This is a genomic window from Chitinophaga filiformis, assembly GCF_023100805.1.
Classification (GTDB): Bacteria; Bacteroidota; Bacteroidia; order Chitinophagales; family Chitinophagaceae; genus Chitinophaga; species Chitinophaga filiformis_B.
Map to the genome: position 1 here is coordinate 3,869,872 of NZ_CP095855.1, position 15,200 is coordinate 3,885,071.

18 protein-coding genes are annotated in these 15,200 nt (G+C 49.2%); 9 read left to right on the forward strand and 9 right to left on the reverse strand.

Features of this window, described 5'->3' with window-relative positions; all coding sequences use genetic code 11:
* Positions 1-3: 3 nt before the first annotated feature.
* Positions 4-315: a PqqD family peptide modification chaperone gene (locus MYF79_RS32470; protein WP_317233115.1), complete on the reverse strand. Its 312-nt coding sequence runs from the start codon at positions 313-315 to the stop codon at positions 4-6.
* A gap of 61 nt (positions 316-376) precedes the next feature.
* On the opposite strand from MYF79_RS32470, the gene MYF79_RS15465 reads away from it, so the two are divergent.
* The 5 genes from MYF79_RS15465 (at position 377) to MYF79_RS32425 (ending at position 3,919) form a co-directional block, all read left to right on the forward strand.
* A complete protein-coding gene (locus MYF79_RS15465; RefSeq protein WP_247814869.1) occupies positions 377-1,273 on the forward strand; it encodes a hypothetical protein in 897 nt (298 codons plus the stop codon).
* Positions 1,273-1,683, forward strand: a complete 411-nt coding sequence (locus MYF79_RS15470) for a lasso peptide biosynthesis B2 protein (RefSeq protein ID WP_247814870.1) — start codon at positions 1,273-1,275, stop codon at positions 1,681-1,683. The genes MYF79_RS15465 and MYF79_RS15470 overlap by 1 nt, the downstream gene beginning before the upstream one ends.
* A gap of 4 nt (positions 1,684-1,687) precedes the next feature.
* A complete protein-coding gene (locus MYF79_RS15475; protein ID WP_247814871.1) occupies positions 1,688-3,526 on the forward strand; it encodes an asparagine synthase-related protein in 1,839 nt (612 codons plus the stop codon).
* Positions 3,527-3,564: 38 nt separating this feature from the next.
* A complete protein-coding gene (locus tag MYF79_RS32420) occupies positions 3,565-3,693 on the forward strand; it encodes a hypothetical protein (RefSeq protein WP_262922396.1) in 129 nt (42 codons plus the stop codon).
* 94 nt (positions 3,694-3,787) lie between these two features.
* Positions 3,788-3,919, forward strand: a complete 132-nt coding sequence (locus tag MYF79_RS32425) for a hypothetical protein (RefSeq protein ID WP_262509988.1) — start codon at positions 3,788-3,790, stop codon at positions 3,917-3,919.
* A 1-nt stretch (position 3,920) separates the two neighbouring features.
* On the opposite strand, the gene MYF79_RS15480 is transcribed toward MYF79_RS32425, so the two are convergent.
* The 6 genes from MYF79_RS15480 to MYF79_RS15505 all read right to left on the reverse strand — a co-directional run bounded on the left by MYF79_RS15480 (position 3,921) and on the right by MYF79_RS15505 (position 9,224).
* A complete protein-coding gene (locus MYF79_RS15480; protein WP_247814872.1) occupies positions 3,921-4,787 on the reverse strand; it encodes a methionyl-tRNA formyltransferase in 867 nt (288 codons plus the stop codon).
* Positions 4,788-4,839: 52 nt separating this feature from the next.
* Positions 4,840-5,421: a phage tail protein gene (locus MYF79_RS15485; protein WP_247814873.1), complete on the reverse strand. Its 582-nt coding sequence runs from the start codon at positions 5,419-5,421 to the stop codon at positions 4,840-4,842.
* 33 nt (positions 5,422-5,454) lie between these two features.
* Positions 5,455-6,006, reverse strand: coding sequence for a phage tail protein (locus MYF79_RS15490; RefSeq protein ID WP_247814874.1), 552 nt, complete (start codon positions 6,004-6,006; stop codon positions 5,455-5,457).
* Between the two features lie 42 nt (positions 6,007-6,048).
* Positions 6,049-6,603 carry a phage tail protein gene (locus MYF79_RS15495; RefSeq protein ID WP_247814875.1) on the reverse strand — a complete coding sequence of 185 codons (555 nt, stop codon included), beginning with the start codon at positions 6,601-6,603 and terminating at the stop codon, positions 6,049-6,051.
* A gap of 289 nt (positions 6,604-6,892) precedes the next feature.
* Positions 6,893-7,336, reverse strand: coding sequence for a hypothetical protein (locus MYF79_RS15500; protein WP_247814876.1), 444 nt, complete (start codon positions 7,334-7,336; stop codon positions 6,893-6,895).
* A gap of 109 nt (positions 7,337-7,445) precedes the next feature.
* Positions 7,446-9,224, reverse strand: coding sequence for a hypothetical protein (locus MYF79_RS15505; RefSeq protein WP_247814877.1), 1,779 nt, complete (start codon positions 9,222-9,224; stop codon positions 7,446-7,448).
* Between the two features lie 125 nt (positions 9,225-9,349).
* Between MYF79_RS15505 and MYF79_RS15510 the strand changes: the two genes are divergently transcribed.
* Complete coding sequence (locus MYF79_RS15510) at positions 9,350-10,483, forward strand: DUF1080 domain-containing protein (protein WP_247814878.1); 1,134 nt, start codon at positions 9,350-9,352, stop codon at positions 10,481-10,483.
* A 640-nt stretch (positions 10,484-11,123) separates the two neighbouring features.
* Here MYF79_RS15510 and MYF79_RS15515 read toward each other — a convergent pair.
* A complete protein-coding gene (locus tag MYF79_RS15515) occupies positions 11,124-11,621 on the reverse strand; it encodes a DinB family protein (protein ID WP_247814879.1) in 498 nt (165 codons plus the stop codon).
* Between the two features lie 108 nt (positions 11,622-11,729).
* Here MYF79_RS15515 and MYF79_RS15520 point away from each other — a divergent pair, with 108 nt between their 5' ends.
* The 3 genes from MYF79_RS15520 to MYF79_RS15530 all read left to right on the forward strand — a co-directional run bounded on the left by MYF79_RS15520 (position 11,730) and on the right by MYF79_RS15530 (position 14,516).
* Positions 11,730-12,137: a hypothetical protein gene (locus tag MYF79_RS15520; RefSeq protein ID WP_247814880.1), complete on the forward strand. Its 408-nt coding sequence runs from the start codon at positions 11,730-11,732 to the stop codon at positions 12,135-12,137.
* Between the two features lie 32 nt (positions 12,138-12,169).
* Positions 12,170-13,966 carry a hypothetical protein gene (locus tag MYF79_RS15525; protein ID WP_247814881.1) on the forward strand — a complete coding sequence of 599 codons (1,797 nt, stop codon included), beginning with the start codon at positions 12,170-12,172 and terminating at the stop codon, positions 13,964-13,966.
* Positions 13,967-14,096: 130 nt separating this feature from the next.
* A complete protein-coding gene (locus tag MYF79_RS15530) occupies positions 14,097-14,516 on the forward strand; it encodes a response regulator (protein WP_247814882.1) in 420 nt (139 codons plus the stop codon).
* A gap of 10 nt (positions 14,517-14,526) precedes the next feature.
* Here the strand turns inward: MYF79_RS15530 and MYF79_RS15535 are convergent, their stop codons facing one another.
* The gene (locus MYF79_RS15535; RefSeq protein WP_247814883.1) at positions 14,527-14,895 is read right to left on the reverse strand and encodes a hypothetical protein; all 369 of its coding nucleotides are present in this window, start codon (positions 14,893-14,895) and stop codon (positions 14,527-14,529) included.
* Positions 14,896-15,200: the final 305 nt, after the last annotated feature.

The window sequence follows — 15,200 nt, forward strand, 5'->3', positions numbered from 1 at the left end:
AAATCAGTGAACAATAAGCATTTGATGCTGCAACATTTTTTCAAGAAAAAGAAGGGTTTCGTGTTCGCACAATTGCATGCTGACAGCATATTGTTCTGTCAGGGCATGTATAACTTCATGAACAGGTACCGGCTGCTCCAGCTTCTCCCAGATAGCGCTACCTATCGCATTAAGGCCGATATACTGGCCGTTGTGAATATCCATCAATACTACTTCCTCCCCGATGTGACTGACCAGGAAATTCCGTTCATTCCTGTGAACGACTGTTTCTCTGCATAGGGAAATCTGTACACTTTCTGACATATGTTTAAACATTAGTGATTACTTGAGTGTATAGTTATTGTAACATTATTCAACCTGAAATAGTTCGCTGTACATGTATAAATATTGGGGCTTCGGTCTGCATATTACTTCTGGAATAGAATTCCCTGAATTGTTGCCGTTCGATTTTAAACAGCCTGATGTCAGCATCAGCATTGGTGAAATACCCTCCATTGAAGCAGATACCGCCTTCGATATCGGTCGTCTTTCCTACCAGGTGAACAGTAGTGAGCTGGTCTTCTCCGTGCAGGATATTGCCACCTACTATGCTGCCGATGGCAACCGGATCCTCATTCGCCCCTTCCCCGGTAATGTGGAAGACAGGGTGATCCGTCTGTTCCTGCTCGGCGCTGCCATGGCAGGCATCCTGCAGCAAAGAAGGCAGGTGCCCCTGCACACCTCGGCTGTTGTTGTGAACAATAAACTGACGCTCATTGCAGGGCAATCGGGCGCCGGTAAATCCACTACGCTCGCCGGACTGAAAAAGCGGCAGTACCAGATCTTCAGCGATGATATTACCGTGCTGAAAGAGGCGCCCGACGACGATCGCATCAGCGGGGTGGCTTCTTACCCTATGATCAAATTATGGGAACATTCTTTGCAGACCTTATCGCTGGACGACCGTTCCTTCCCCGTTGTGCCGGGTTATGAAAAATATGGATTTTTCTTTCACGGTGCGTTCGATACCAGGCAGTATCCGGTGGAGAGAATCATACTGCTGGAGGCCAGGGAGACCGACAAGATCCATCATAAGCAGCTGCAGGGCAGCGAGGCCTTTGCCGGCGTGATACAACATATCTACAAAGCTTCATTGTTCCGTCAGCCCGCCATGCGTGCGCTTTGTTTCGACGTGGTCAGTAAAATGGTAAAATGCGCCTCCGTACACCAGGTAACACGCCCTTTATTGTGTGAACCCGATTCATTGTTGGATGTAGTAACGTCAATATTGTAATGAGAAAGAAAATTTCATCGCTGCTGCTCTTTGCTGAGGCATGGATCTGTATTGCCATTGCCCGTTGCATGCTCGTTTTTATGCCCTTCAGAAAAATAGCGCCCCTGCTGGGTAAAAGTGTGACCGCCGCCAGCACCTCCCATATAAGAACAACACGCCGTCCCAAGCGGATAAAGGCCGCCATCAGAAGGGCCGCGGCCTGCTCGCCATGGCGTGCAAAATGCTTTGAACAGGCACTGGCAGGCAAGATCATGCTTAGTTACAGGAGGATGCCGGGCATTGTTTTCTTCGGCATCAATAAGGTAGGCGATGACCTGCAGGCACACGCCTGGCTGGAAAGTGAAGGTGTGATCATCACCGGCGGAAAAGAGGCTGATCAATTTACTATCATCGCACGTTTCAAAAGCTGATCTGATGAGCGCTATATTCGGTATAATAAATAAGAAGGGGAGTCCCCTGAGCGATGCTGCAGCAGTATTGATCGGCCAGGCCATGCAGCACAGGGCGATAGACGGCCAGCACAGCTGGCGGGAAAATAACGTATTGATCGGCCAGTGTACACTGCGGATGTTCTCTGCACCCGATGCCTGCACGCTGCCATTTGTTACAGAAGATGTGGTGATGGCCGCGGATGTACTGCTTGATAACAGACCTTACCTGCTGGATCAGACCGGCGCCGCAAAGGAGATCTCCGACGAAGGCTTGTTATTATCTGCTTACCGTAAGTGGGGAAACGATTGTGTGCAACACCTGGAAGGAGAGTTTGTATTTTGCGTCTGGCACAGACAACAGCAGCAGCTGTTGATTGCAACCGATCAGCTGGGGTGCAGGGCCCTTTACTACTACGATTCGCCGGAGATGCTGGTCTTCAGTTCAGAGCAGAAAGGCGTTCTGGCGGTAAAGCCCGGACCGCATGTTTTTAATGAGGCCAGCCTCATCGAATACTATTTCCGCCAGTCAGATCCTGCCGGAACTTTTACCAAAGACGTACATGCGTTATGTGCAGGCAATATCCTCACGCTCGATAATGGTACTATACAGCTCAGCAAATACTGGAACCCCGTTCCCGGCAAATATCGTTTTAAGCAACCCGGCGAATGGGCGGACTGTTTAAGGGAATTGCTGAGAGCCGCCGTCAGGAACAGGATACGCACAGACAGGCCGGTAGGTATTACGCTGAGCGGAGGACTGGACTCCTCTTCCGTTGCCTGTATACTGGCGCCGCTGCTGGCTGAAATGAATAAGCCTCTCTATGCCTTCTCATCTGTATTGCAGGAAGGTGCGCAGGGGGAAGATGAACGCAGATATATTGATATCATCGGGCGGGCCTGTCCTAACATCATACAGACGTATATACATGCGGCAGACACCGGTCCTTTTCAGGATACCCTGCTTGCATTTGAGAAGGATGAAGTGTTTCCCAATGTCTTTTATTATATGGATCATGCCATTCTGGAAGCTGCGCGCAACAAAGGGATCGGGGTGCTCTTTACCGGTTACGGGGGCGATCACTGGGTATCGTGGAAGGGCAATCCTGTCATCTATAACCTGATCAGCAAAGGCGCTTTTGCCAGCGCCTGGCGATTGTTGAAGACTTTTTCCAAAACAGAAGGAAAACCGCTCTGGCCCATCCTGAAAAGGGAATACGTGCGGCATACGGCATGGTACAAAAAGAAAAACAAGTCTAAGTCAGATCATATCGGTCTTGGCCTGCAGGACGATTTTTACAACAGGTATCGTGATTCGCTGGTCTTTGGGGCTATACGGCATATTACCACATCTATGATTAAGAATATCAGCAGCGGGCGTACAGGACTGTTTCCCGCCATGCTGGCTAACCGTAATGAAGCATATGGTATGCGCTCTGCTGTTCCCCTGTTGAATAAGCAGGTGCTGGAACTGATGATGGACGTGCCCCCGGAACTGTTTATACATGGAGGTTATAAGCGGAGCCTGCTGCGGCATGCCATGCAGGGCGTATTGCCACCGGAGGTACAATGGAGAACGGATAAGGGTATGTATTCGCCTGATTTTTTCAACCGTATTGAGAACAACCGGGAAAAGATCACAGCGGTGCTGGCGTCAGGCCAGGAGGATGCCGGCTTCAGATATTATCTCTCCAGGGAAAGTTTAGCGGCCTGCGTTAGTAAAGATGAACTGGCAATGATCAGAATGACACAGGGAGTGATCAGCAGCATAGTGGTGACAGCGTTGCAAAAAAAGGGATATGTTTTTGAAAATAATTTTTCGTAACTTACACTAACTCAAATATCCAGGATCAATATCCAATTATGAAGAACGAAGAAATGCAATCCCAACCCCAATGGGAAACTCCAGATATGATAATTCTTGCAATGAGTGAAGTTACCTTAGGAGACGGGGCAGCAGGCACAGACTATGCTTCGGAAATAACTTCCTGACTTAGATTTACTCAGATATCCAACGGCTCCAAAAGCTTCAAAATAATCAACGCGCGAACTTTAATCATACATTTCCAAACTCAAACATGCAATTATGAAAAACGAGCAAATGCAATCCAAGCCCCAGTGGGAAACTCCGGGTATGACTATTCTTGCTGTAAATGAAGTTACTTTAGGCGGCGGCGCTGCAGGTACAGACTTCGGCTCTGAGATCAGCGCTCCCTGATTCAGGCACCCAGTCTGGCGCCATGGTTCAGTCCGTATATGCTTGTATGATAGGAGGGCAGGTAGCCGTCATGCATATATAGCATATTAGATTTGATACTTTTGCCGCCGGCACAGGCAATGTACAACCCATCTCCCCGGACCATCATGGTACCTGGTGGATGGGCTGTCTGCAATTCGGTCACCATGCCATCCATCAGCTTTACTTCCTGTCCCTGAAAGACGGTCAGGGCGCCTTTGTTCCAGGGATTGCAGGCCCTGATAAGGTTGCATATTTCTACCGCATCCATTTTATCCCAGTCTATGAGCACATCTTTCAGCTGCGGCCGTTTATGATAAGCCTCCGCAGCATCTGTTGGTGCTATTTCCGGAAATGGCGCCAGTTTTCGTACTGCATTTAAGATGATAGCCACCCCTTCCACACATAACTGGCTACAGAGCTGGTTTACCATGCCATAGTGGTATTGGGGCAGATTTGCGATGCTTCTTGTCCATACCACTTTCCCTGCATCGAAGCGGGACGAGAGCTCATGAATGGTAAATCCCAGTGTAGGCTGTCCTGTTTTCAATTGCCAGAAAGCCGGCGAGGGACCGCGGAAGGAGGGGAGCGGCCCGGGATGAATATTATAGGCCGGTATGCCATTGAAGCGGCTTACATCCAGCAGGTGCCGGTAGCCATACACAAAGACCGTTTCCGGTTTTACGTCTTCCAGCCATTGATATACGTCGTCTGCCTGGCTCAGTTCCTGTCTGAAGGGCAGGCCGGTGGCCTGTATAAAGCCTGTTACTTTCTGATGAGCGATCACATCTTCGGAAGGGGCATAAAAGATACACACCTGCAAACCCTGGTTTGCAAGTGTGTATGCCATTGGAATAAACTGATCGCAATTGGAAATAATACCTATACGCATGTTTGTTTACTCAAAATGAAGAAGGATAAATACCTTCTGTAGCGATGATATAATTGATGACCACATAGGGCATCGAGTTGTCGTGCGGTTGTGTGCCTCCGCTGGGATTTATTGTTCCCGGGTCCAGTAAGGCATTGGGCGTGGCAGTGCCTCCGGAAGGCAGCGGCAACGTAGTATATAAGTTCACGTCAGGGTACGCCGTAGGCCCTGTGTTGTTATTGCCATTGGAAACTGCCAGCAGGTTATTGGTCGGATCGCCGGTAGTGGCGGTCGTATTGGTGGCAACAAGATTGTGGGTGTGTGCTGGTATATTGGTTTGCAGCAGGGTCACATTGGGCGTACCGGCGGCCTGCCCCAGCAGGTAAGTTTGTGAGCCTCCGGAAGGGGAGATCTGCCCGGTACTTATGGCAATTCGCTGCCGCAGGTCGGGCAGGCCGAAAGTGGTTTGTCCATCGCCGCCATACTGCGTGCCCAGCAACGTAAAGAGTGCTTCATACTGGCTGATAGCCAACAGGGCGCCGTTGCACAGTGCCCAACCTACAGGCGCGAAGTTGCCGGCAAATACCCTGATCTCGCCTAAGTAATTATCCATATAAAAAATCAGTTAGAGGTGTACAAATAGTGTTTATGATCTTGATGGGTATATGCCCTGTGTTGCAATGCAGAAGTTCATTGCCAGGTAAGGCATCCTGTTGGTGTGCGGCTGGCCGCCGCCTGTGTTGGTGATGCAGGGGGCCATGTTCACCAGGGGGCCTCCGGCTGGCGCATACAGGTTGACCGTGCCTGTATTCTGTCCTGGTTGCGTAGGGCTGGTAGGTGTGTTCGGGTTAGCGAAGTAATTGGTGTTGGGACTACCGGTATCGTAAGAGACATTAGCGCTCACGAGGTGGGTATGTGCCGGCAGATTGCCGGTGGTCAGTGTAACCGTTTCAGTACCTGCTGCCTGGCCGATCTGGTAAGTGCTGCCGCTTTTGCTGGTGCCTGTACCAACGATCGTACGGCCGTTGAGGTTGGGAAGCATGAAGGTAGTGGTGCCATTGCCGCCGTAATTGACGCCGAGGAGGGAGAACAAAGCCTGGTTCTGCGCGATCGGCAATGTTTGTCCACTGCAGAGTACCCATCCCCTGGGGATCTGTGTATAAGGGAATAAGCGGATCTCTCCGAGGTAATTTTCCATAAGAATGTTAAATAAGATAAGGTGAAAAAATAAGGTGGATGATCAGGGCCTTTGCGGAAAGACGCCTTCTGAACAAACGCAATAGGTCATTGCCAGATAAGGGTCCATGTTCGCATGCGGGGTGGTGCTGCCGGTAACCCCTACTGTCTGCGGATTGAGCGTGATATTCCCCTTGTTGTTCGAATAGACCACAATACCCTTGGCTGCAGTAAGCGAATAGCCATTGGTGAGGTACGCGTTGCTGCCGGGCTGTGAAATGGCGGCGGCTGTTTGCGGCTGACTGGTACGCACCACCGCTTCCACATTGTGCATGTGCGCGGGCATCGTGGCCGTTGTTAATGTCACCGTTTCCGAGCCGCCGGTAGTACCGGGCGTATTGAAACCGGGCTGCATGAGATTAATACCCAATGCAGCTACGCCCCTGAGGTCGGGTACTGCAAAAGTGGTCGTGCCATTACCACCATACTGGATGCCCAGTATGGCAAATAAGGCGGAATTGCTTTGAATAGGATAGACGGCTCCGTTGCAGGGTAGCCATCCACGTGGGGTAAAATTGAAAGCAAAGGCTCTGATTTCGCCGATATAACCATCTGCCATAAGTGTGAATTTTGGGTGATATAATAAACATTATGAAATGAGAATATGGAAAGGGAAAGAGGAGTGGTATAAAACGTTTTTCATGAATCTGGCGTTATTCAGGGGAACATTCTTTTATTCAGTAAGTGGATATGTATTGCATGACTCGTGCTTCCTAAATTAGGAAGCGTTGGGGTAAAATAAAAATGTGGGGGAAAATAAAAGTCTTTTTATTGTCCCCGGAATTCGGTATATATGAATATGCGAAATTCGTTCTCCACCTGAGCGCTTAGGTGTCAGGACGGAAAATTCATTCCTCACCTGGGTGGTCCTGGAAATCTACAAAGTCCTCGATAGCCCCCTTGGTTTCTTCATCCAGCAAAGGATGTTTTAGCAATGCATGCATCTTTTCGGTCAATGCCTTGTGCTCAAGATAACGCTGATCGGCGTTGGTGAGGCGGTTCAGCATCCATACTGTCAGTGGCGTAGGTTTCCTGTCCAGTGATGCAAACAGGTGATCATGGTAGATATCATGGAAAGATTCCAGTGTATGCGCCAGGGGACCTGGTGAGCCGTAATCCAGGTGCGGGTATTTTTCAATGAGCCGCAAAATAGGCTCTATGGCTCTTTCCTTGTCAGGATGATGTTTGAGGTCCTCCATCAGGTCGTAGAAATAAGAGATGTTATCATCATCTGAATGTCCATTTGGCACAAAGGAGGAAAGCGCGTGGATAATTTCATCAGTTGTCATCATGGAATGAAGGGTTTAACTGTCTAAAAATAACACAATTCGCTGAAGGCACCCCTCAGCGGTGATATTAAAGGGTGCTTCCGCTGACAGACAGCATAAAGCGTTCCGGAAATTATAATGCGATCACTTTGTTCCCATTTATAAAGCGGGTATCTTTCACCGCTCCCGGGCCTTCGAAACGATATTGTACGCCCACGATGTCTGTTGGCTGATAGTCGCCCGTAAAAGCAGCCGCTTCGTCTCCATCCACCAGTATCCGGATATGTTTGTCTTTCGCCTCTACTTTCAACTGTACCCACCGGCTCATATCTCTGCCAAACTTCGACAGGTCAGTATTTTTGCTTTGCATGGCTTTTCCGCCCGCAACGAGCAACAGATCTCCCACGCAACCTTTCGTACAGAGAGGAATAAAAAATACGTCATTCTTGCAAAGGATCAGGATCTGTACCCGCTGGCAGGCGGCTGAGCCCTGGTTAAAATTGCTCTTTACACTTGTTTCAAAGCTGAAATTGTCGGTCCGCAGGCTTCCCATGTCCTTTACATAGTAGAACCGCAGCATGGGAATGGCAGGTTGTAAGGAGATGTTGTACGCCTGCATGGTAGCGGCATCCACTTCGACTGTATGCCCTTTCAGGAATTCCTGCTGACGGAAATATACAGGTACCTTTTCCTGCTCTACTGCAGCCAGCCAGCCGTCAGAGCTGATCATGAGGTCGTGCTCTTTCACGATCTGTTTCCCTGCTATCAGCTTGGCCCTGAAATAGCCCGGCAGGTAGTAGATGGATGAATATTCCGTCCTGTCTTTCGGTACGGCAAATTTCCGGCTCACATCCCATGACTGGGAGATGAATACGGAATCATCTCCGGCAGCGCTGGCATCGTATTTAAAGATCACGGAGTTGGGCACCCCTGTTGTGACGGTCTTGTTACTACTGAATTGATAAGCACCTGGATCTGTGGATGCCTGTTTGGAACGTCCGTTGGATAGCAAGGTCACATACAGGATGATCGCTAAGGAGAGTAATCCCAATGCCCAGTAGGGCCATCTGCCGGACGGGTGTGTCTTTCCTCTCCGCGCCTCCGTGTTGTTCTGTGGCGCAGATGCCGAAACGCTGTGCCCTGGGTTTTCCGCTGCGCTCATGTTGCCATTTGCGCTGCTTGCCGGGGCGCCGGCTGATTGTAAGCCGGCCGCTGACTGTTCGCGTGCAGCGTCGCCGTCTATCGTGTTCATTGCGGGGTTATCTGCCGGGCCGGATAGCTGACTGGCAGTTGCAATGCCATTGGAGGTGTTCGCGAATTGGTCAGTTAGGGAAGGCAGCTTGCCGGCAGTAGTGGTCGCACCCGTGGTATTCCTTGCAACATCATCTGTTGAATCGGCTGGCTGTCTGTTAGCAGTGGTCGCACCTGTGGTATTCCTTGCAACATCATCTGTTGAATCGGCTGGCTGTCTGTTAGCAGTGGTCGCACTGGTGTTATTCCTTGCAAAATAATCCGTTGGGTCGGCGGGCTGTTTGATAGCAGCAGTAGCGTCGATGGCATTCGCCGCAAATTGATCCGTTGGGTCGGTCGCCTGGCCGGCAGCGGCAACCCGGGTAACAGGAGTAGCTCTTTCAGCCGGTAGCTTCCGCCTGAAAGTACCCCAGTCCTCGTAACCGGCATAGCGGGCCAATGTATTCAGGGTAGTGACAGCAGGGGTATTGGTGTAAGACAATTTTCCCCAAAGCCTTTTTAATGTTGTAATACTTAACACCACACCGGTGGCTTCCTGGATAGCATCACTCAGTTTTTCAAAGTCATAGCTGCTCCATTCGCTGTTGGGCCCCCGGTCAAACCGTCGTTCCACCAGTTGCAGGCATCGCTGTATGTAATCTGTTTCTAAATTGTTTTCCATTTGATAATTAGTTTGTTAGCTTCCTGAACAGACTTGCACCAACTTGAACTCCCGCTGAATTGTCATCAAGTTACTTATTATTCAGTTTTGCCCCATTATCATTTGAAAACTTAAAACAACAGACCATGTACAAGACATTCAGCCTCCTTTTCCTGCTCCTGTTCACGATGCAGTTGATGGCACAGCAGAAAGACGGAAAACGCCCGGGTAGATCCATGTCATCCCCGGCTATTATTAATGTGGCTATGAAAGCAGATAACTGGGACATCGCCCCCAATGTAGCGGAACTCATCACCTGGCACTCCGTTCCGGCATTGAAGGGCCTGGGTGGAAAAGGCTCGGCGGTGCTGAAGGACGTCGACTTTTCAGACGGGACGATTGAATACGATATGGAGCCCGTTGAGAACGGCTTCGCTACCATTTTTTTCAGACAGGCTTCGGCGGAGGAAAGGGAATGCTTTTACTTCCGTACTTATGTTGCCGGCAATAGTGCTGCAATAGACGCTATCCAGTATGCCCCTTACCTGGGTAGCGTTAACATGTGGGATATGATGCCTTATTACCAGGGCAATGCCGGTTTCCAGCGTGAAAAATGGAACCATGTCAAACTGGTGATCGCTGGGAAACAGATGTGGGTGTATGTCAATGATATGTCCCGCCCTGCATTGAAAGTGCCCCGCCTCGAGGGCAGTACGGAACATGGCAGCATCGCTTTTGAGGGGAAAGGAGCTATCTTTTCCAACCTGGTGATTAAACCCGGACAGACGGAAGGGCTTTCTCCGCTGGAAGGCCCTGACCCTACCGACAATGATCCGCGTTACCTCCGGGAATGGAAGATCAGTCAGCCGCTTGCAACAAAAGACGTCGACTTCAGTAATACATTCATGCCGGGTAAGGATGCCGCCTGGGAAGACATCTGGGCGGAAAGAAGGGGACTGGTGAACCTGACAAGGAAATTCGGACCGAGCCGTGAGCGCCGTATCGTATGGCTGAAGACCAACATCCATGTGGACAAAGATCAGTCCCGTAAAATGAATCTCGGCTTCAGTGATGAGGTATGGGTGTTCATCAACGGCAAATATCTTTACGTGGATAAGAACCTCTATGGTCAGCCGCTGTCTAAATTCCCCGATGGCCGCTGTTCTATTGAAAATACTTCCTTTAATGTTCCGCTGAAGGAAGGTGATAATGAATTGCTGATAGGCCTCGCGAACAGCTTTTTTGGTTGGGGGCTTGTGGCGAGGTTAGATGAATATTGATTCGGGGGCACGACCCGGGGATCGTGGTGGTTGTCACCCGCCCCGGGGTTATCACCCAACCCGGGGTTGTCGCCCAACCCGGGGTTATCACCCCGGGCTACAAACACGTAGCTCCTGACGGAGCTGATCGTAGCGGATGATTGCGTTATGTCGTCGCGTGGTTATTCCCACCTGGGTTATTCCGAACGGGGTTGTTATCGCAACCGGGTTGTTATGCTGCCTCGGGGTTGTCACCCAACCCGGGGTTATCCCCCCGGGCTACAAACACGTAGCTCCTGACGGAGCTGATTATAGCGGATGATTGCGTTGTGTCGTCGCGTGGTTATTCCCACCTGGGTTATTCCGAACGGGGTTGTTATCGCAACCGGGTTGTTATGCTGCCCCGGGGTTATCACCCAACCCGGGGTTGTCACCCCGGGCTACAAACACGTAGCTCCTGACGGAGCTGATCGTAGCGGATGATTGCGTTATGTCGTCGCGTGGTTGTGAACATGCAGGTAGCTCCTGACGGAGCTGATTGTAGCGGATGATTGCGTTGTGTCGTCGCGTGGTTGTGAACATACACGTAGCTCCTGACGGAACTGATCGTAGCAGATGATTGCGTTATACCGTCGCGTGGTTATAAATATGCAGGTAGCTCCTAGTGAAGCTGTGTGTTGCGAATGATATCTTTATACTTCTCAATCTGCCGCCTGTGGCGCAGGATGTGTACAATGGCATGCTCCATCATCTGCTCTATGTCATACACCTGTCCCCAACGGGCGGCAATTTTCTTTTCCTGGCTGAATTCTTCCAGTTCACTATCCTTTATATCCCGGAATACTGTTTCTGTAAACTGAAAAGCTTCTCTCAGATCACTGGTGTATGCCTGCACGGTAGTACGAAAGGTCTTCTCCGGCCGCACCGTCTGGTAGCCATAATAATGCAGAATGTAGATGGCATAACTGTAAGCGGAACTAACCACATGCGAGAGTATCGTCTGCACTGAACGGCAATTCTCATCGGTGGTGACTGTATCCACAACAGTGACCAGGTCATTGTCTGAAATATCTGCAATGACCTGTTGTAATTCAGTGATCGCCTTTTCATATTCGTCCAGTAGCGCACCTTTTGCTCCTTGTCTGTATGCTTTAGCCATATGGGTAATTATATATTAATAAAATTAAGTTATAATGGCGAAATTCAGTTATAATTAAGTACTTTCATACTTTTTCTGCCTACTTCTGACACACTTAACTGACAGCAAATGCAAAACTTCGTAGCACTTCCAACAGAAGAATCCGGGGCACAGAAAGCGCTTCAGGAACTGCTGGATCAACCGGATCAGCTGCTCTTACTGATACTCGGGGATGATGATGTAGCAGATGAAGCCACCGACACCGCCAATTTTATACGCTCCCGCATAGGAAAGAACGGTGTAAGCATGTACGATGTGGTTGTATTTGTAAAGGTGCCTGCCCCGATGACGATCCTGCCACTGCTGAAAACACTGAAGATCCATGACCGGGTAGACCTGGCAGACTATCACAACTTCGTATTGCTTTCTATTTCCCCCTTCAGGAATATTATATCGGAAGGCGTTACCAAAGCCCGTTTTATGAAGGGCATGGGCAGCATGAACACTGCTGTGATGACCGCCTACGCCAACGGATGATCCTCCCTGTTTTACCTTAATGAGAATATAATATGCGACTTTTTATATTGCCATGTGCTGTCCTGTTCCTGTTATGTACTGTGCATCGTGTCTGTTCCCAATCCATTATCACGGTCAGGGAAATTGATCAGAACAATAAATCATACGAGAATAAGAATAATGCCGACATCAACAGCCGGCTGATGATACGCTTTGACCGGGGCGCCTTCATCAGGCAGGTGAATACCAGTGGTATCGGCAACCCTTTGCCAGCGGAAGCTGTGAGCCTGCTCAATACCCTTTATGACGCCACGCAGAAAGTAGAAGGATGGTCGAAAGGGATGGAAGAAGCAGTGAGAAATTATGTCAGGGGTGATAAGGCCAGCCTGACCACTTTCCTGCAACGTACTTCTTCCATTACCGGTGAAATAGTAGCGGTCTTCGACCGCGACCCGCTGACGCGCGATTACTATGAAGGCTATTTTAAAAGCCCGGAAGATTTTACGGAAGAAAATATATGGGGAGGCATTTTATATGCGCTCAATAAGCGGATCGCTGATCTTGAGCAGCAACTATCCCAAAGCCCTGCCTACGATGATGTGCGTATCCAGATCGGTGGATGGCTGATGCACAATAACCAGCCATCTCCCCTGCATTTCAATGGGCTTGATGATAATCCGCTGGGAGATTACTATGAAGTGGAACGCTGGAAGTTCACGCTTACAGATGCACAGGCTGCGCAGCTGGAAGACATTCAGAAATGGGTGAAAAGTGCACAGCAACGGGAACTGAATGTTAATGAAATACTACGTGGTGAATACCTAAGGCAGTTCACCGGCATACTGCAGCAAAGGCTGAAGACAGATTTTGAAGACTTTAAAAAAGAAGGGGAGAAGGTACTGGCCACCCTGCAGGACCAGCAGATCCTTACTGACCTGAGGCAGATACTCACACAGGGCGACAAGATAAAGACGCTGCTCTCAGAGAAAGTAAATTATTATCAGTCGGCCCTGAATAATACGTCGGCTGCCGGCGGCGTGGCATTTATAGCCAGGTTACAGAACGACGTGAATACGATCAATAGTGAGTTCAATAAGATGAAAGGACTGCTCAATACCTTTCAGTCTGATATTCCGGCAGCCAGCGCCGAAGTGCGTACGCAATGTGCCAACCTGGTAACGATGGCAGGCGCTAAGGTGACGGAACTGGCCAACCTGCTGATCCCTGATGACCTGCTGCGTTTTGGCCGGGATGAAAGACGTCTTGCCAGCCTGGCGCTGAGCTTCTCCGATAAGGTATATTCACTGGCATTAGGCAGCATACCCGAAGAAGCAACAACAGACCTGTTATATTCCGGATTCCGCCAGGAGGGCGACAGGGTAGTGATCAAGATGCTGATCGCTAAAATCAGCACTAAAAAAAGCCTGCTGGAAGAAACGCATAGTGTGACATTATACCGCATTCTGCCCCACCTTGAGGCTACTGTAGGGGTTATTTTTGCACATCCGCTCACAACAACCAAAATAGAGAAAGATGTGCAGATGGTGCCCTATTACAATGTACTGTTCAAAGGCATACTGGGTATGAGCCAGAAATGGAAAAGGAATTCCTCATTGCCCAATAACCTCCTCGATCTGAACTTTGGATTGCATGTCTCTTCGCCCGATTTCGATAAAGACGATGTGCCGGAGCTGGGACTTGGCGTGGTGGCATCTACGCTGAAAGATTATCTGCAGGTGGGATGGGCATATAATCTGTTCCAGGGCGCTAATTACATATTCATTGGCTTCCGGCTGCCCATACCAACTATGAACCTTGGCGGCGGCAGCGGTGGTACCGGGGTGAAATAGCCATCAGCATATGATGCAGGGAAACCGCCAGATTAGTCCATATTAGTAAGATGCGATGAGCAGGTCAATCAGGCCTGAAACTGGCATGACTAATGTGGTTGTTTACCCTTCACCATCAAACTGCAATTTTATGGCTAAAACAGGTCCCATTCTTATACTGGAAGATGATCAGGATGAGCGGGAGATTTACGAAAAGGTCATACTTTCACTAGGCGTTAAAAATGAGATCAAATTCTTTGAAGGAGGAGATGATCTCCTGCGCTATCTGCAGGTAACAACCGACAGGCCGTTTATCATCTTTTCTGATATCAACCTGCCCCGTATGAGCGGCATGGAACTGAGGCGGCAGATACAGGCAGATGAATTCCTGCGAAAAAAGAGCATTCCTTTTGTTTTTCTGAGCACCATCGAATCTGCGGAAATTGTTGAAGAAGCATATGAGCTGACCATACAGGGTTACTTCGTTAAAAAGTATGTTTTAAGTGACGTTCAAAAACAGATGGGACAAATACTGGATTACTGGCGGGACTGCAAGCATCCAAATGCGTAATGTACAGGTCTTAATAGTATTCACTATCAAGTTGCTGCAATTGCTTTTCTGTGAGCCGCAATTGCAGTAATCCTCTTATCTGCTGATACCTGGAGCGGTTTACCCATTGCGGCATCGCTGCAAGCGTTTCAGGAAAATCCGCCAGGTGCTCATAAAAAGATACTCCTGCAGCATTCCATAGATCCTGTGCATTTTGCAGGGAACACCATTCGGCAAAAGCATAATACTTCCTGAGGCGTTTATCGTCACCTGTTCTATGTGCTGCCACTGTTGCCGGTAATAACGCAGAGAATACGGTGTAAACAGACGTATCAGGGTCCTGAAATTCAGCCCTGTTTTCCGGTAAACATTCAATCGCTTTGCGTCTCCATACGCTCATATAGTATTGGTTTTGGTTAAAAAAATAACAGTTGGTCAGGTATATACTCCGGGAGCGATCAACATGCTGCAATCAGCTGCCGGCGTACGATGGGTAATTCCCGGGGCAGGCAGTACTCATTTTTTTTGTAGTGAGGTCCTGCCTTTTTTTCCCTTGTTCCTGATGTTCAATGTGATAACGATACCGGATAAACATACACTGTGCAAAGAAAAGTTAAGATTTAAAATTTCATATAAATCGGTTCTAAATTTGCGTTAAAGGACTATCAGGATTCAGATATAGTCCGGATAATTGCTAAATGGGGA